Below are 19,127 nucleotides of genomic sequence, written 5' to 3'. Positions count from 1 at the left end.
AGTTAGGAGTTGGGATTCAATCAACTCTCAGCAAAACTTTTCATTATATCATAAAATTATTTTGCAAGAGGTCTAATTATGAGCGTGACTCTTAACATCCCTACAATCAATGATGATCTGAACGATTTTGACAATCTGTTTCAGCTTTTGGAGCAACTAAATGAGGATTGCTCAGAAGTAATTATTGACTTTTCTAAATGTTTTTTTCTCAGACAAAATGCCGTAGCTTTTCTGGGAGGATTGATTCGTATCATTCAATCCCGCACGATAAAATCAAACATTAATTGGGATAGTATTCATAAGAACATAAAAATGAATCTTGAACAAAACGGATTCATGTATGTTTTTTGTGAGAATAAAGAATCTTGGCAGGGTAATTCTATCCCTTATCGAGAAGATAAAAAACAAGATAAAGATGGCTTGGTTGACTACCTAGCAGAAAAATGGCTAGGACGAGACTGGGTTGATATAAGTCAAAAATTGCAAAACGTCATCGTAGGAACCGTTTGGGAGATCTACGCTAACGCCTTTGAGCATGGACAAACAGAAATCGGAGTCTTTAGCTGTGGACAGCACTACCCTAAAAAAAAGGAACTTAAACTCACTGTGGTTGACTTCGGTGTTGGGATTCCCAAAAATGTCCGCCTATTCCAAAATCTCCCTGATTTACCAGCAGACGAAGCCCTAAAATGGGCATTTGAAGCCGGAAATACCACCAGACGCGGTAATGTAACTGGGGGCGTTGGACTTGACTATCTGAAAAGATTTGTAAAGATGAATGGAGGAAAGTTGGAGTTTTTCAGTCACAATGGGTATGTCCTGATTAACAAAGATGAGGAAACTTACCAAAATCGCCCAACCTTTTTCGGAGGGACACTGGTTAACATTACTCTCCAATGTGATGAAGCCATTTATGTGCTGGCTTCTGACACCGACGGCGACGCCCCACTTTTCTGAGGGAACTTCTGAAATATGAAATCTTACAAGATTGGCACTTTGATTGGGAAAACTTGCATGACACCCGATGACGGTATGAAGGTGTATGAGTTGACATACCCCGAACTACGGGCAGAGCACGCTGTGGAACTTGATTTTGATGGTGTAGAGATTTTTGCATCTCCCTTTTTCAATTTTGCTATTGGACAGCTACTTAGGGATATCTCTCCAGATACTTTAAACCGTCTACTAGCATTTTCTCATCTCAACGCCGTAGGCAATCAGATCCTCAAACAGGTGATTAAAAACTCAAAACGCTACTACGCAACAGATGATGCAACCCGCAACGCAATCAATGAAATTGTCAGCCAACAGGTGGGAAATGTATAATGGCAGTCCAATATGCAGTCAAGGCTGAGGTAGTTAATATCCAGTTTGACACACCTCAAAAAGATGACATTTTTCTGGTAGATACTAATGTCTGGTACTGGCTGACTTACACTCAAGCCAGTACCTCTGCTCTTCCCTATCAAATAAAGGATTATCCTGCTTATTTAACAAAAATTATTTCTGCTCAAGGATCGCTTTTATATTGTGGGCTTTCTTTGGCAGAGTTAGCACATAATATTGAACAAGCGGAACGAGCAATTTTTTCGACTAGATTACAACCAAAAGAATATCGCCATAACGAGCCAACAGAGAGAGCTAACGTAGTAGCTGAAGTTATAGCCGCTTGGGGTCAGGTAATATCTATGGCTGGATCGGCTGATGTAAATATTGATGAAACTACGACTAACGCATCTTTAACTAGATTTCAAACTCAAATTTTAGATGGCTACGATCTGCTAATTCTCGAAGCAATGGATAAAGCAGGGGTAGTTCAAGTAATTACTGATGATGGTGATTATGTGACTGTTCCTGGTATCAAAGTTTTTACGGCTAACCGCAAAGTAGTTACGGCAGCAAGAAATCAAGGTAAGCTGATTACTAGATAAAAAATAAGACCAAATGCTTCATAAGTAATCAACACGCGATCGCAGCAGATATACTGTCTCTATTAAGCTTGCCAATTCGTCAGTGGCAATTAAGGCTACATTTTCGCCGTCAGAGCGGGTGATGATGGCATCGCGATCGCTTATGACTTGTTCGCACAGTTCATCGAGATTGGTCTGAGCTTCAGTATAAGTTACTTGGGTTTATGTGAGTGACATGGTTTTTGGCTTCCCAATACTTTGGACTTTCTTCCAATTGACAAGACTTAGCTTTTATAGTCACAATCATCTTTAAGAGGCACTATTATAGCTTTCCCATAGGAAAAAAATGACTGCACAACCATTATCCCTCCCCCAAGCAAACTTAAAAATGGCTCTCTGGGCTGAAAATGCTGCAAAAGGTTCGATCGCACATCAACGTCTATCTCTGTTCCAAAGCACTTAAAAATTTAATAAATTCGATCGCCACCACCACCCCAAACGCTGCAATCGGTAGAGTAGATATCAACCCAATTGCTGCAATCCCTTACTGTGCAAATTCTGCTCGATGTGCTGCATTTCCTTCATATCCTCACCAGCAACTATCCCGTAAATTTCCGTGTAGATTTTCCCGTATTTAACCTTCTCTAAAGCTGACAAGATTATCAAGTCTTTGCGATCGAGTTCGGGTTTCAGCGTGACAAGAATGGATTCCAAAGTCCCATCCATTCGCCAGTCACTGGAATATTTAGCCACCTCCTTTCCCAGCCCCAGTAAGGTATGGCGCTGCACGCAAAGCGGAGTCGAGCCATTAACTCGGAAATTGGCATCAATGGCATACAACTGTCCCTCTGAGTCTTCCAGCACGTCGAAGCCAATAACGCCGAAATAACCCTGTTGGTGAGCATATTTACCAATAGCGGCAATCATCTCAAAAAACCTACTCATGTCGGTTTCGCGGTAGTGAATTAGTCCCCCTAAATAGCTGCCCTCTGGGGTGACAAGTTGGCTGGTAGTGCCGATAAGCGTGATATTTCCCGTTTTGCTTACATAGAACTGCACGCAGTAGTTCTGCACTTCATTCTTGACAAATTCCGAGACAATAATCGTATCCACCAACTTAATATCGAGATATTTCCTCACTTCCTGCAAGCAGTAGTTCAGATCGCTGGCGCTTTTGATAATATAAGTGCCTTCTCCAGAAAGCCCGTGGGATGTTTTAATCAAGTAGGGAAATTGCTCTGGTAACTGAATGCTTTCGAGATTGACTTCGTGCAGATTGTAGGTTTGGTATTTTGGACATTGCACGCCTAATTCTGCTAGCGTTGCTTTGCTGAGCAAGTGGTAGTGGATGTCGGGATGGACGGCGTGTTTTTCGGGTTTGAGATTGTCGAAGGGAAATAGAGTCAGGAGTTTGTCAAAGCGATCGCTTACGCTGAGATCATCGAGATAAGTTGAGCAGTCTATCATCTCCATACTGCTGTAGCTGAAGCCAAAATGCTCCCGCCAATAGTCAATCAGCGAGTTCGGCGGCGAATTAATCACAATCCCTGGGATGGCATCGCCTAACACAGCTAGATTTTTCCAAGGTTCCTTCTGACCAATCTTGTCGAAAGAAGTTTTGGTGGCTTCACTGCTGCCGTCTTGAATAAAGTATTTTTTCCTGTTGGGGTAAGCAGCCCAACTCGCAGTTGCAGGGTAATTTAGGATGAACGCATAACGTGCATCTGTGATGTCTGGAGCAAACAAATCGGAAAGAGAATTACCCTGAAAGTAAGGAAAATCGTATGTTGAGTTCATAAGAAACCTCCAAGTCGAGTTTGAATTGAACTGTTTTCCCGGCCACTAAGTAGCTCGACATAATTAAAAGTAGGGTGGGCAATGCCCGCCCTACAAATTGAAAAAGTGTTTATCTATGTCCAGCTACTTAATACCTAGAAAACAAGATATTAGTTGCGGAATTTTAACTCCTTCCAACTAGAGAGAAAGCAACCTCAATAATTTCAGCGATGGACGAGTTGTTTTTTCTTAGTAAACACAGCCACCTTGTCCATTTCTGACGTTCTGTAAGCACAAGCCATGTCCGTTGAATTATGCGCCCAGCCAACCCGCCCTTGAGGGTCTATGATGACGCACCCAGCTTCTCCTGCCACCTTAGATGCCAGAGTCTCAATTGCCATCTGCGCTGCTTCGTCTGGGTGCTTGCCGGACGCTAGTATGTCGATCGCCGTCTTAGCCAGAACTACGGGTATAATCGACTCGCCATCGCCTGTGGTCGAGCAAGCGCCCTGTTGACTGTCAGCAAACAAGCCTGAGCCGATAATGGCGCTGTCGCCGACGCGACCGGCCGGCTTATTCATAGTGCCGCCTGTTGAGGTACCGGCAACTAAGGTGCCACTACTATCCAAAGCTACACAACCAACGGTATTGGGGCGGTCAATAACTTCTTTTTCCTCCTCCCACTCTTCCTGTTGCTCATCCGCGATTAAGTCTTTTTTTGTACACATTTCGGCTCCACTTTCTGCCGCAAAATGTTCTGCGTGATCCGCTACTAAGAACATGGGTTTTTTATCCATAATCTTTCGCGCCACGGAGATGGGATGGCACACGCCTTGAACATTTGCGAGCGCTCCCCAAGCTAATGAACCGCCTTCCATCATCGCTGCGTCTAGCTCTACTTCTCCCTTACTGTTGAGAACCGATCCAAAGCCTGCGTTAAATGTCTGGTCAGCTTCCAGAACCCGGATAGCTGCCTCAACAGCTTCTGCTGCGGTACCCCCCCTTGCGAGCACTGCCCAACCCGCTTCTGCTGCTGCGGTACAGCCTGCATTGTTGGCTGCAACCTTGTCTTCTGTGATGGTTTTTGCTCCACCGTGAACAATAATACTCAGTACCATAAATTTCCTTTTTTTTATTTTAAGCTATACTTAAAAACTCCTTATATTAATTAATTTATTATAAGCAATTTTTAAGTATTTTATTTTATGCTAGTTATGAGGATAGCTGTGTTTAATTTAGAATCCGTCTATCTTCAGATATAATTATTATTGTAGAAATTTGTATTCCTCCCGACCTAGCTATTTACGAATTATTAATATATATGTTGCCAAAGTTAGGTCAATAGTTTGGGCAAATTTAGCTTCGAGTTAGTTAAGGAAATTGAAAAAGTTAGGAAGTAAAGATGAGGTAAAACTTAAGGCGATGCACTACACCTTAACAGGCAAAATCGGTAAACGTGAAGAAGGAGACTTTGAGAGACAATAAGTGCGATCGGGCTTCACATCAGTCTGAACCTTTCTGCTTCCCCGCCAAAAACTCTCGCAGCCGCAACAAACTCGCCATTTGTCCCAAATTCAGCGCTAGCAGCGACACTCCCTCCAACCGAGACTGCACCCAACCGTCGCCCCAATACCACTCGTGAAATCCGTCAATTCCCAGGCTCAACAACAGCCGCAGACAATTATGCTCAGCAATATCGCGGTGGGGCGATTCCCCTGTGCACGGTCAACGAATTTGACTTGCCACAAAGTATTGTTGACCGCCAAGTCAGAAAAATGAAAACGAGCTCCTCCTCCAGCAATGTAGCGATCGAGTTTGGGACTGTTCCAATTAATCTAAATTGTGTGGCCGGTCTTTAATTTTGGTGCGACTCACCTGCAGACTGACAGCGTTCCCAATAAATTTTAGCAACGCGATCGCCCTGATTCTGACGCCAACACTCGGAAAACAGCCGCGCGGCTTCAGCAAACTTCCCTTCCCAGTAAATTGCCCTAGCTTCTGCAAACAATTCCAACGTAGCTAACTTGCCCGCTTTGATTTCTGGCGGATCGGCATCAAACACCTCATAAACTGTTACTAATTCAGATTTTCCCTTGACTTTTACCGTATCGAGAGTGCGGATTGCGTAGTCGGATGGATTTTCTAAACGCGAGTAAGTTTCGTGGGTAATTAATAGCGACACCCCATAATTTTTCGTCAAACTTTCCACCCGAGAAGCTAAATTCACCGCATCGCTGATTACCGTCCCGTCCATGCGATTTTGACCGCCCACCGTTCCCAGCATCAAAGTTCCAGTATTGATGCCAATCCCAATCAGAATCGGCGCACAGCCAAAATTAGCGCGATTTTGATTGTATTCAACGAGACGGTGCAGCATAGCAATTCCGGCTTTCACCGCATTATCCGCCTCGCCGCTAAACAGCGCCATAATCGCATCGCCAATATATTTATCAATAAACCCGTTATTTTCATTAATGACGGGTTCCATGCGAGAAAGATAGGAATTGATAAATCTGAAATTATCCTCCGGCGTCATGCTTTCCGAAAGCGTGGTGAAGTCGCGAATGTCGGAAAACAACACCGACATTTCCAACTGCACCTGATCGCCTAATTCGACATCAATAATGCTTGATTTCTCTAAAAACTGGAGGAACTGATTGGGGACGAAGCGCTCGTAAGCTTTGTTGAGTTGGAACAATTCATCGGTAAATCTAATGCGCTCTGTTTCGGCTTTTTTACGCTCCGTGATATCTTGAAAGGCTACAATTGCATAAGAAATGTTGTCCTTTTCATCATAGATGGGAGTACCCCAAGCCTCGATCGGAATAATCTTGTCGCCCTGGTGGATTTCCATATCCTCAGCAGTAGCGCTTTCCCCTTGCAACGCCCGCGCAGTCGGCAATTCTGCAGAGGGATATTCCTGCTCTGTTCCCGCTTGATAGATTTGATAAACCTCGGATATTTGCTCGCTGCTGGTGACTGCAGGAAGAACTCCTTTACCTAATAATTGGATAGCAGCGCGATTATTATAGTAAGGTTTGCCAGAAGCATCCAGCACTGACACCCCGACTGGGATTGCTTCTAAAAATTGAGCGAGCCGGTTTTCACTTTCGCGGACTTGTGTATAAAGTTGAGAATTTTGAATCGAGATAGCTGCTTGTCCAGATAACACTTTTAAGAGTTCCACTCTTTCTGGCGTAAAAGCTCCTGCTGTCAGATTGTTTTCTAGATAAACAATACTGACAATTTGAGCTTGGTTAATTAGCGGCACGCAGAGAATTGATTTGGGCTGATTTTTTTGGATGTAGGGGTCGTTGGTAAATTGTCCCTCTCGAACAGCGTCATCCAGTACCACGCTTTCTTGAGTACGAGCTACATAATTAACAATTGCTTCGGAAAGTTCCTGACAATCTTCAACTAGAATTGACTGCAATACGGTGACTTGTTGGGAATTTATTGCCGCTATCGCACTATCATGCGAGGCTTCGCTCAGAGCTTCAATTAATAGCTTTCCCTGGCTTGATAAAATTAGATAGCCTCTTTGCGCCCCTGCACTTTCAATCAAAATTTTCATCAAGCTAGACAGTAATTTATCCAGCACAATTTCTCCAGAAATTGCCTGAGAAGCCTTCATCACTGTGGTGATATCTAAGTTATTACCCGAACCAGTGGTCGTCACTGTTGCGGTATTTTTAGTATTTTTATTTCCCGGTTGAATTGATATTAATAACTGGGGATATCGCGTTTCTAAATCTGTTACCTTAGCCGTGGCTCCCCATTGAACATAACAATAATATGCCTCAATCATGTAGAGTTGGGCGAATTTTTCTTTACCCCATTCTAAATAAAATTTTGCTGCTAGTTCGTTGGCAAGGGCTTCTTCGTTGAGAAATTGATTTTCTTTAGCTCCAGCAATGGCGCGATCGTACATTTCAATCGCCTCAGCTTTATTGCCCAAAACTCGATGTTTTTCGGCCTCAACCAAATACCACTTATGTAGATGATTCATCGGAGCATTTTGCGCCCACTGTTGCAGAGTCGTTTGATGCGCTTCCGCCTGAGTAATAATTTCAGCTTGCTCTGTTTCTGGCTGTGTGGGTAAGAGTGCCAAGTATGTTAGGGCTGCATAAAAATGGAAAGCGGCAACAAAAATCAATCCCGATAATGCCATCAAATACGGCTTGGCTTGGCAAATATGGTTTAAGGCAGCCGGATAATTGCCCGATAAATAGGCAAGCAGCAGTTTGGAGATGTATACATCAGCGATCGCGGTGAGTTCATTGTCCTGATGGTGCTTAGGAATCATCACCGTTTCATCGTAGGCAGTTCCGATTAAGCAATCCGACAGAATATCGGCTTGCCTCAAATTCTGCACCGTCTGCAGTTTCATATCCAAAAAAATCTGAGCAGAATATTGTTTCAACTGCGCCATGTCAGCCCTGTAATCTGCTAGTTCGGGTTCCCAAGTCTCTAGTTCTACCCCACCCAAAAATTTGGCGTGAAAGTAATTGATTATGCTGTAGCCAGCGTAACCCAAATCGCCAATTTCCATCCCAACCGTATAGCCATCTTTCAGGGTTAATATCGCGGCTCTCATAGCTTCCTGATGATGCTGCATAAAAGCCCCAAACATCATCAGAATGATGGAATTGAATTCCCGTGAAGTGAACCTCTCCAGCAAGCTTAGTGCCAATCGACCAAAGCCATAGCCTGTTTCTACCTCTCCCAAAAAACCACACAACACCATACCGTGAATTGCATACCCCACGCTTGATGCGGGTGCATTCCCAAAGGAGAGCGATAAACTCACCATCGTCGAGCTAAGCAGGGGCAGCAAACCGGGCATTCCCATGAAAATTGGTGCCGGTAACATTCTTAACAGTTGCATAGCTGCTTGAGTCTGGGGATTTGTCATCAAAGGCAGATCCGCCAGTTCATCAATCTGTTTCTCGTGGAGCTGGCTGTTCAGGGTTTGTAGCGCTTTGCCAATCAAGGCTCCGTCAGGTTCGGTGGGGAGATCGATTCCCAATAGTTGCAGGGCCTCTCTACCGACTGCGATCGCCTCCAACATCTTGCCTTGGGCTGTCTGGGCGGCGATTAAAATTTCGTAAGTTTTAATTTTGTCTAAAATCGTCTTAGCTTCTTGCAACACCAGTTCTGCCATTTGTTCCATGCCTTCAAGGTCAGCATTCAAATAGGCGGCTTCGGCAGCAGCAATATAGAGATTCAGGGTCAACTCATACTGACTTTGCCAGCAGTTAGCCCTCAAGAGATCGATTCCTGTTTGCAGATAGATATTGGCCGCAGCGTATGCGGTAGAATTTCTTGCCTTGCGTCCGGCTTCTAAGTTAAGTTGTGCTAAGGCTTCCCGCTCGCTTGGCTGGCTGATTAATTCTTGCCCTAAATTCAAATGGCCGACAATATCAAATAGTTTTTCCTCTCTTTCTATGTCCGAATATTTGTGTAGGAATAACTGTCCAATTTTGAGATGAGTGGCTTGTTTTTGGTTTTCGGGTATTAGGGAATAAGCTGCTTGCTGGACGCGATCGTGCAGGAACTTATAAATTGGATTAGCCACAGGCCCATGAGGGAATTGAGCATCTCTTTGAATTAAATCATAGCCTTCTGCAATCAGTAAAATAAGCCCTTCTTGCAAGGCTTCCCACAGCGCTGATGCGGTTGGTTGGGGTAATTCTTCGTTGACTATTGCCAATGTCTCTAAATCAAACTGCGCCCCAATGCAGGCGGCAAGTTTGAGAACATCCTGAGTTTCTGTGGGCAACTTCTGCAATTGCACCGCCATAAACTCCACCACATCCGAGGCATGGGTAAGTCTAGCTCGAGCAATATCGCACTGCCAATGCCGTAAATTTACGTCAAAAATAATTTGACCGTCTTCATACAAAGCCTTGAGGAATTGAGTCGAGAAAAAAGGATTTCCTTGAGTTTTTTCATAAACCAATTCTGTTAAGGCGCCGGCCAAGGATAAATTACAAATCAGCGTATCTGCTACCAACTGATTCAGATCTCTTTGGCTCAACGGTTCCAGCGTAATAGTATTCACCACTGCCCCAGACTTAACAATCTCATCCACCGTTAACATAAACGGATGAACAGGGGAGACTTCATTATCCCGATAAGCACCCAATACTAAGAGATGCCCCCTATCCTCCATCAACAGTTGTAATAACTTCAAAGATGCCGAATCCGCCCACTGCAAATCATCCAAAAACATCACTAAGGGATGCTCGGCGGTGGTAAATACTTGCACAAATTTCTGCATCAGCAGATTGAAGCGATTTTGTGCTGCACTGCCCGACAGTTCTAGCGCAGAACTTTGAGCGCCAATGATGCGTTCTAACTCAGGAATTACGTCAATCAAGACTTGCCCGCTATCGCCTACTGCTGTGAGAATTAGGGTTTTCCATCTGTGTAACTGAGCGTCACTTTCTGATAACAATTGTCCCATTAATTCCCGAAATGCTTGCACAAATGCACTGAAGGGAATATTTCGCCCAAATTGATCGTATTTGCCTTTGATAAAATAGCCCCGCTGTCTGGCGATCGGCTTGTGGACTTCGTTCACTACTGCGGTTTTACCAATGCCCGATAAGCCAGCGACTAGCATCATTTCGGCGCTACCTGTACTGACTCGTTCAAAGGCAGCTAATAGATTAAAAACTTCAGTTTCCCTGCCGTATAACTTTTCGGGAATTATGAAACGATCTGTAATATCCTGCGTTCCTAACGCAAACGTCTGAATGTTATTGGTTTCTTGTAATTGAACCAGACAAGTTTCTAAATCATGCTTTAACCCTAATGCCGTTTGATAGCGATTTTCGGCATTTTTTGCCATTAGTTTGCTGACAATTTGAGACACAATTAGGGGAATTACTGGCTCAATTTCGTGCGTGGGTACTGGCTGTCTGGCAATATGGCAGTGAACCAATTCTAAAGCGTCCTCTGTCTCAAAAGGCAGTTTTCCTGTGAGTAATTTATAGAAAGTGACGCCAAGCGAGTAAAAGTCAGTGCGGTAATCCAGAGTGCGATTCATCCTGCCAGTTTGTTCAGGCGAGATATAAGCGAGAGTTCCTTCAAGAACGCCGGGGTTTTTCAGTATCGGTGTTTCTCGGCTTAGTGGAGTGGAAATGCCAAAGTCAATAATTTTTAATTGTTCTGTTTCCGGATTGTAAACAATATTAGAAGGGTTAATATCTTTGTGGATGATGTTGGCGCTGTGAATTTGCCCTAAAATTTCAGTGGTGGCGATCGCAATTTGCAAAAATTCCTCCAGAGTAAACTTTCGCTGCTGCATCCAAATTGTCAAGGATTCGCCGCCAAAGTCCTCCACAAACATCACGAGGCTGTTTTGGTATTTTTGCAAGTCATAGACTCGCACGACTCCCGCCTCTTTCAACTCTTGGGTGATGCGGTATTCGGTGCGGTAGCGCAGCAATTCTTGAGGTGTGGGGTAGCTTTCTTTGAGAAGTTTGAGGATAATCGGCTGGCTATCTGCCTCCCGAATAGCCCGGTAAACTAGAGAGTTGGCGCTTTCATAGAGAAGTGTCACAACCGTAATGCCTGGAATCGAGAGCATATTGATTTTTTCGCTAAAAATTAACGCTAAGTCAAAAGGCACCAGCTTTGTCTAGAGCATAGCGCGTTACAAAAGCAAAAATAAGGTTTGTTAACAAATGTTGAGTTTTTTGGGTAATAGCCTGCAAATACTTTGTGGTAGCCCCGATTTCGATCGCCTAGTTTGTAGGGTGCATCAACAGTCGATCGCACTTTTGCTTTGATTTCCAGCGCACATTACGCAGGCTGGGGTTTTACACACCATAATTACACATAAAACTCTATTTTTAAAATAATAAATTATGACTTTAAAACGTTTTTTATCAGTCAATGTAAGGTATAAAACTATAAATTATAGCTTTATTGCTAGCTAAAAATAATTAAAAACCGATCGTGACTGTTGAGGGTGAAGAATGTGGGTTTCAGGTATAGCAACCGCCCTGATGGTGACGACGTTCTTAATCGCTAAGTCTACGCCGCAGTTGACCGCACTGAGCAGCAAATACTTTAAACTTATAATTGTCAGATACGTGCTCTGCCAGCTAAAAGTTAATGAAACTAGCCTTCTTTCCTATACATAGTGCTGCAATGCTAGCGATCGCAGCCACTATTTTGAGTACAGCGGTGGTACAAGGACAACCCATTGTTCCCGCACCCGATGGAACTGGCACTACTGTCACGCCAAGCGGCGATCGCTTGAATATTACAGGTGGCAAAACTTCTAGAGATGGAGCGAATCTTTTCCACAGTTTTCAACAGTTTGGGCTTAGCGAAGGGCAAATTGCTAATTTCATCTCTAATCCGGCTATTCGCAACATTCTGGGCCGGGTAGTAGGCGGCAATCCTTCTATTATTAATGGTTTGATTCAAGTAAGTGGCGGCAATTCAAACCTGTTTTTAATAAATCCTTCTGGTATTATCTTTGGTCCTAATGCTAGCTTGAATCTTCCGGCTGCTTTTACGGGTACTACTGCTACTAACATCGGTTTTGATTCCGGTTTGTTTAATGTTGCAGGAGCGAACGATTACAGTACCTTCATAGGAAGTCCAAACACTTTTTACTTTAATCTCAGCCAACCGGGAAGTATCATCAATGCAGGTAATTTAGCAGTCTCGCCTGGACAAAGTATAACTTTAATTGGCGGTACTGTCGTCAGCACGGGTTCCCTCAAGGCTCCCCAAGGTAATATTATTGTCGCTGCTGTTCCCGGTGAGAATGCTATACGGCTTAGTCAAGAAGGACATTTATTAAGTTTAGAAATAGGGGTTGTTGACGGGGGATTTTTGGCACATAATGGGCAATTGTCTCTGCCTTTGTCTCTTCCGCAATTACTTGCCGGTGCAGGTGGGAACTCTGCTACTGGTATCTCCGTTAACGGTGCAGGAGAAGTGGTTTTGACGGCGGGTTTGAGGGTGGAAAGCGGAGATGTGGCGATCGCTAGTTCTACTGTTAATAGTCAGAATGCTACACTCTCGGCAACACGTAATCTCACTTTGGTAGAAAGCCAGCTACTTACGGAGAACAATTTATATCTGTTGGCAGGAGATACGGTACGGGTGAGGGATGGAAATAACGCTTTCAGGGCGATCTCAGGCGGCAATCTTACAATACAAGGTAATCAAAATATTGATATCTTCGCCCTAAATTACCCTAACCCTGGATTCCAATCCGCAGGGGATATCACATTATTGAGCAATGGCACTGTTTCCGGTGATGCTCACTTCGCTGCGCGCGGTAATGTTTCTATTCTCACATTGTCTGGCGATCGCGGCAGGTTTGTGAGTTTGTTCGACCCGATTATTAGCTCCGAGGGAGATGTGAGATTTGGGGATTATACTGGAACCTCACTTAAGGTAGAAGCAAAAGGGGCGATCGCGGCGGGAGATATTAGTATCACTGGGCCAGATACTACTTTGTCAGGTTCCGCCGATCCAGATGCGGCGGTGCTTTCAGGTAGTGCAGCTTTAATTCTGCGATCGGGCGTTTCGACTTTGGCGAATGCTGCGAATCTGCCGCCGAATGTCACCGAAGGGGAGACATTTTTTGCTTCACCGGGTGTTGCTTCGGGCAATAGCATCGGAGTCGGAGCAATTTCGACAGCAGGCGGGCCTGTGATTTTGGAGTCGGGAGGGGACATTGCGCTGGATGCGATCGCCACTTCTGGCGGTAATATTACTCTCAATGCTGCTAGCGACATCGCCGTTACAGGCACTCTTCAGTCTACTGGCGGCAGTATTGACCTCACGGCTGGCAATCTTCTCACAGTCAGCGGCACTTTTACAGATAGTAACGGTGTAAATGCGAGCATTTCCAGCGCTAATAATGGCACAGGTGGCGGCCCGATTACTATTCGCCACGCGGGGAGCACTACTACACCTTTTATTGTCGGCGATGCGACAACGAATGGGACAGCGGGAGCCATTACATCAGGTTCCGAGACAATTTCGCCACAGTTCGCGGTGCCAGTGCCGCCTAGCACTTACACTCAGGGCAATATTGCGATCGTTACTTCCGCGCCATCTCCAACACCGCAACCGACACCATCGCCAACGCCGGAACCGACACCATCGCCCACCCCACAACCGACACCATCGCCAACGCCGGAACCAACGCCATCTCCAACACCACAACCAACCCCATCTCCAACACCGCAACCGACACCATCTCCAACACCACAACCGACACCATCTCCAACACCACAACCAACCCCATCTCCAACACCGCAACCGACACTATCTCCAACCCCACAACCGACACCACAACCGACACCACAACCAACACCACAACCAACGCCGGAACCGACACCATCTCCAACCCCACAACCAACGCCGGAACCGACACCACCACCAACACCACCACCAACACCACCACCAACACCATCTCCAACACCATCTCCAACACCACCACCAACACCGGAACCCGCGCCATCTCCAATATCAGAACAAACGACATTACCCGATATTTCAATTACCAATGCGATCGCACAATCTGACAATCTGAATAGCATTAATAGAATTGAATCTCTTTTTAACTACAGATCCGATTGGGTAAGCGAAATTGTCCAAACGGCATCGCCTCTAAGTAGAGTTAGCCCCAGCGATATCACACGGCTAATCGATAGAGGCGATATCCCACAAGCCACTTTCTTTATCGATATCTTCTATAGCGAACAAGTGGGGTCATACATTAACCAGGAAATCAGGCGGGATTTGCAATCTTTTACGGCCATACAACAAAGAACTAGAATCATCGCTAGCCAAACTGGTAAAAAACCAGCCATTATCTACGCCTTAGCCCGCCCTGAACAATTAGACCTGATCGTAGTCCCCCCTAGCGGCATCCCAATTCATAAAGCCATCCCCGCCGCCCGGCGCAAAGCTTTGATGCAAGTCGTCGCCAATTTGAGGGATGAACTCCTTAATCCCAGAAATCTAAATACTCAGAGATATTTGCCAGCATCCCAACAACTTTACCAGTGGATAATTGCTCCCTTGGAAGCTGATTTGAAAGCTGAGGGCATCGATACGCTACTTTTTAGTATGGATGCAGGGTTGCGATTGCTCCCCTTAGCCGCCCTCCATGACGGTTCCCAATTTCTAGTAGAAAAGTACAGCATCGGACTCATTCCCAGCGTCAACTTAACCGATACTAGCTATGCAAGTGTTAAAAATGCTGAAGTTTTAGCAATGGGAGCCTCACAATTTACTAATAACCAACCCTTGCCAGCAGTGCCCGCAGAACTTAACGCTATTGCCTCCGAATGGAAAGGCGAATCCTTCCTCAACCAAACCTTTACTCTCAACAATCTTAGGTCACAGCGCCAAGACAGACCCTATCGGATTATTCACCTCGCCACTCACGGATACTTTCAGCCAGGATCACCGAGCAATTCTTACATTCAGTTATCAGATAGCAGGTTAACACTCGATCGCGTGCGCCAACTAGGGTGGAATCAGCCGCCTAAAGTTGAGCTATTAGTGTTGAGCGCTTGCAAAACTGCTGTGGGTGATAATGACACCGAATTAGGTTTTGCGGGGTTAGCTGTGCAAGCGGGGGTGAAGTCAGTTTTGGCGAGTCTTTGGAACGTCAGCGATGAAGGTACTTTAGGGTTAATGGCTGAATTTTACGATCGGTTAAAAGTCGCGCCTATTAAAGCTGAAGCTTTGCGGCAGGCTCAAATCGCCATGCTCAAAGGTCAAGTTCGCATTGAAAATGGCCGTTTAATTTTGTCTAACTTAAATAAGGAGTTAGAATTGCCACCAGAATTAGCTAAACTGACTAATGAAAATCTCTCCCATCCTTATTATTGGTCTGCCTTCACGATGATTGGGAGTCCTTGGTAAGGTATAAATGTGATTTCGATTGCTTCCTACCTCGCAATGACAGGAAATTCCTTTGTTCGTAATGACATAGTAGTAAGTGCATAAATAATAACAAGTCATTGCGAGCGAAGCGAAGCAATCGCCACGACTTTAGGCATGACTCGCAATTAGATGCTAGTGATTGCATAAGTCTTATTGAATTGATACATATAAAGCTTAAAAAGTAAAGAGGCTGCAAATGATACAGCAAAAAAATATTTCAATTCTAGTTTGTATTGACTCAAATGTTGAAGATTACCAAAGTTTAATTAGCGACGTTTCTCCAAATGCTGAAGTAATTATCCTAGATGAAACGCGGGATGGCATTGAGCAAATTACCGAAAGGTTAGCAATTGAACAAAATATAGAAGCAATCCACATCATCTCTCACGGTAGTCCAGGTGCAGTACATCTCGGTGCAAATACACTCAATAGCAGCAACCTAGAAAGTTTCGCCCCTCAACTCCAACAGTGGCGCAAAGCATTAACAAACGGTGCAGATGTTCTCCTTTATGGCTGTAATGTTGCCGCTGATGTATCGGTGAAAATTGACAGCCCCGACATCTCCCACATCCCCCACATTCCCCACATCCGCCAGGGGTTAAAACCCCTGTCTCATAGCTTAAGTCGGTTGAAACCGACTGAAGACAATCAAGACAATTTATTTATTCAGTCCTCGATCGAGGACTTTCGCTATCAGACGGGGGTTTTAACCTCCGACGGGACTGGTATTAAACCGACTGGTGTTAAGGCTATAAAACCTAACCAATTCCTCCAACGCCTGAGTGAATTAACTGGTGCCAACATCGCCGCCTCCGCCAACCCCACCGGCAATGCCGAACTAGGGGGAGACTGGGAACTGGAAGTACAAACAGGCCTGATTGAAACACCAATACCATTTAACGCTAACACCCTCAAAACCTACGGCGGCATACTAGGCTTCGCCACCAAAGTAGACTTCACAACTGGCACTGGCCCCCAATCCGTCAGCATCGGCGACATCAACGGCGACGGGAAACCAGACTTAGCTGTGGCGAACTTCAACAGCAACACCGCCTCCATCCTGCTCAACACCACCGCCACCAACGCCACCACCCCCACCTTCGCCACCAAAGTTGACTTCACAACTGGCAATCTCCCCAAATCCGTCAGCATCGGCGACATCAACGGCGACGGGAAACCAGACTTAGCTGTGACGAACCGGGGCAGCAACACCGCCTCCATCCTGCTCAACACCACCCCCACCAACGCCACCACCCCCACTTTCGCCCCCAAAGTAGACTTACCTACTGGCAATGCCCCCTACTCCGTCAGCATCGGCGACTTCAACGGCGACGGCAAACCTGACTTAGCAACGGTGAACTACAACAGCAGCACCGCCTCCATCCTGCTCAACACCACTGCCACCAACGCCACCACCCCCACTTTCGCCACCAAAGTTGACTTCCCTACTGGCACTAGCCCCAAATCCGTCAGCATCGGCGACTTCAACGGCGACGGGAAACCTGACTTAGCTGTGGCGAACTACAACGGCAACACCGCCTCCATCCTGCTCAACACCACCCCCACCAACGCCACCACCCCCACTTTCGCCACCAAAGTTGACTTCCCTACTGGCCCTAGCCCCCAATCCGTCAGCATCGGCGACATCAACGGGGACGGGAAACCTGACTTAGCAACGGCGAACTTTCTCAGCGACACCGCCTCCATCCTGCTCAACACCACCCCCACCAACGCCGCCACCCCCACTTTCGCCACCAAAGTTGACTTCCCTACTGGCACTAACCTCTCCTCCGTCAGCATCGGCGACATCAACGGTGACGGGAAACCTGACTTAGCAACGGCGAACAGCAACAGCGCCTCCATCCTAATCAGCACTACTACAACAGGAGCCGCCACCCCCACTTTCGCCACCAAAGTAGACTTCACAACTGGCACTGGCCTCTCCTCCGTCAGCATCGGCGACATCAACAGTGATGGCAAACCTGATTTAGCAACGGCGAATTTTAGCAGCAACACTGCCTCCATCCTGCTCAACACTACCCCCAAAGTTACTGCTGTCAGCGCCACCACTGCTGACGGCAGCTACGGTGTAGGTTCTACCATCAATATCACTGCCACCTTCGATACTGCTGTCACCGTCACCGGCACACCCCGACTGCAACTAGAAACAGGTACAACTGACCAGTTTGCCAACTACGCCTCTGGTAGCGGCTCTACAGCCCTCACCTTTAACTATGTGGTGCAAGCAGGAGACACCTCTGCCGACTTACAATACCTCGCCACAAATGCCCTCACCCTCAACGGCGGCACAATTAAAGAAACCGCTGGTACAGCCTTTGACGCTTTCTTAACCCTCCCCGCCTTAGCCTCAGTCAACTCCCTCGGCGGTAGTAAAGCCATAGTTATTGATACTACTGCACCCACAGTTTCCTTAACATCAACATCAGCAACCACAGTCAACGGTTTATTTAGCGTTACTGCTACCTTCAGTGAAAATGTCATCGGGTTTGATAATACTGATATTACCGTCGCCAATGCGACTGTCAGTAACTTTGTCACAGTTGATGCCAAAACCTACACCTTTGATGTCACTCCCACTGCTGATGGCGCTGTCACAGTTGATGTACCGGAGGCTAAAGCTACTGATACTGCCAGTAATAACAATACCGCTGCCACTCAACTAACTCGTACTGCTGATATTACACCGCCAACAGTTGCCTTAACATCCGCATCACCCACAACAATAAATGCACCATTCTTAGTCACAGCAACTTTCAGTGAAAATGTGACAGGATTTAGTAATAGTGGCATTAATGTTACTAACGGTACGGTTAGCGGCTTTACAGGTAGCGGTACGACTTATAATTTTACAGTCACACCGAATGCTGATGGCGCTGTCACAGTTGATGTACCGGAGGCAACAGCTACGGATATTGCGAGTAATAACAATACCGCCGCAGCTCAACTTACCCGCACTGCGAATATCACCGCACCTACTGCTAGCTTGGGTGCAATTTCTAACATTACTACAGCGGGTGGTACAAGTCAGATATTGACAGTTACTTTCAGTGATAGTAGTGGAGTTGATGTTAGCAGTTTAGATAGTTCTGACATTGTAATAAATTGGTCAGGTGGTACAATTACGGCTGCATTTGTCAGTGTCGATACTAACAGTAACGGTACACCTCGCATCGCTACTTATTCACTGACTCCGCCTGGTGGAAGTTGGGATGATACAGATAATGGCAGTTACGCGGTTAATTTACAAACTAATCAAGTAAAAGATACTTTTGGCAATCAAGTTGTAGCTAGCAATTTAGGCAGTTTTACTGTTAACATTGCCACGCCAACTCCGACTCCAACGCCAACTCCAACTCCCACGCCAACTCCGACTCCAACTCCGACTCCAACTCCAACTCCCACGCCAACTCCGACTCCAACTCCAACTCCCACCACAACTCCAACTCCGACTCCAACTCCAACTCCCACCACAACTCCAAC

At 45.8% G+C, this 19,127-nt stretch carries 8 protein-coding genes and 2 pseudogenes; 5 read left to right on the top strand and 5 right to left on the bottom strand.

Annotated elements, in window-relative coordinates; all coding sequences use genetic code 11:
* The first annotated feature begins 78 nt into the window (after positions 1–78).
* From QUA54_RS10330 to QUA54_RS10320, 3 genes are read left to right on the top strand one after another with little or no spacing between them, the layout of a single operon-like run.
* A complete protein-coding gene (locus QUA54_RS10330) occupies positions 79–957 on the top strand; it encodes an ATP-binding protein (RefSeq protein WP_333414497.1) in 879 nt (292 codons plus the stop codon).
* 15 nt (positions 958–972) lie between these two features.
* Positions 973–1,326, top strand: a complete 354-nt coding sequence (locus QUA54_RS10325; protein ID WP_333414495.1) for an STAS-like domain-containing protein — start codon at positions 973–975, stop codon at positions 1,324–1,326.
* Positions 1,326–1,931: a hypothetical protein gene (locus QUA54_RS10320; protein WP_333414493.1), complete on the top strand. Its 606-nt coding sequence runs from the start codon at positions 1,326–1,328 to the stop codon at positions 1,929–1,931. The genes QUA54_RS10325 and QUA54_RS10320 overlap by 1 nt, the downstream gene beginning before the upstream one ends.
* An 18-nt stretch (positions 1,932–1,949) precedes the next feature.
* Here QUA54_RS10320 and QUA54_RS10315 read toward each other — a convergent pair.
* The 5 genes and pseudogenes from QUA54_RS10315 to QUA54_RS10295 form a co-directional block, all read right to left on the bottom strand.
* Positions 1,950–2,117: pseudogene (locus tag QUA54_RS10315) on the bottom strand (type II toxin-antitoxin system Phd/YefM family antitoxin); the annotation flags it as partial.
* A 315-nt stretch (positions 2,118–2,432) separates the two neighbouring features.
* Positions 2,433–3,707 (bottom strand): carbamoylphosphate synthase large subunit, encoded by a 1,275-nt coding sequence (locus QUA54_RS10310; RefSeq protein WP_333414492.1) that lies wholly within the window; start codon positions 3,705–3,707, stop codon positions 2,433–2,435.
* 203 nt (positions 3,708–3,910) lie between these two features.
* Positions 3,911–4,804, bottom strand: coding sequence for an isoaspartyl peptidase/L-asparaginase family protein (locus QUA54_RS10305; RefSeq protein WP_333414491.1), 894 nt, complete (start codon positions 4,802–4,804; stop codon positions 3,911–3,913).
* 385 nt (positions 4,805–5,189) lie between these two features.
* A pseudogene (locus QUA54_RS10300) lies at positions 5,190–5,384 on the bottom strand (hypothetical protein); the annotation flags it as partial.
* Positions 5,385–5,541: 157 nt separating this feature from the next.
* Positions 5,542–11,283: an AAA family ATPase gene (locus QUA54_RS10295; protein ID WP_333414489.1), complete on the bottom strand. Its 5,742-nt coding sequence runs from the start codon at positions 11,281–11,283 to the stop codon at positions 5,542–5,544.
* Between the two features lie 566 nt (positions 11,284–11,849).
* Here QUA54_RS10295 and QUA54_RS10290 point away from each other — a divergent pair.
* Together QUA54_RS10290 and QUA54_RS10285 are read left to right on the top strand one after the other, a co-directional pair.
* Positions 11,850–15,605 carry a CHAT domain-containing protein gene (locus tag QUA54_RS10290; RefSeq protein ID WP_445301546.1) on the top strand — a complete coding sequence of 1,252 codons (3,756 nt, stop codon included), beginning with the start codon at positions 11,850–11,852 and terminating at the stop codon, positions 15,603–15,605.
* Positions 15,606–15,822: 217 nt separating this feature from the next.
* Positions 15,823–19,127: FG-GAP-like repeat-containing protein (locus tag QUA54_RS10285; protein WP_333414486.1), on the top strand; the 3,305-nt coding region annotated here is incomplete at its 3' end.

This window comes from Microcoleus sp. MOSTC5, assembly GCF_036701825.1.
Lineage (GTDB): Bacteria > Cyanobacteriota > Cyanobacteriia > Cyanobacteriales > Microcoleaceae > Microcoleus > Microcoleus asticus.
This window is presented reverse-complemented; position numbering and strand designations above follow the sequence as displayed.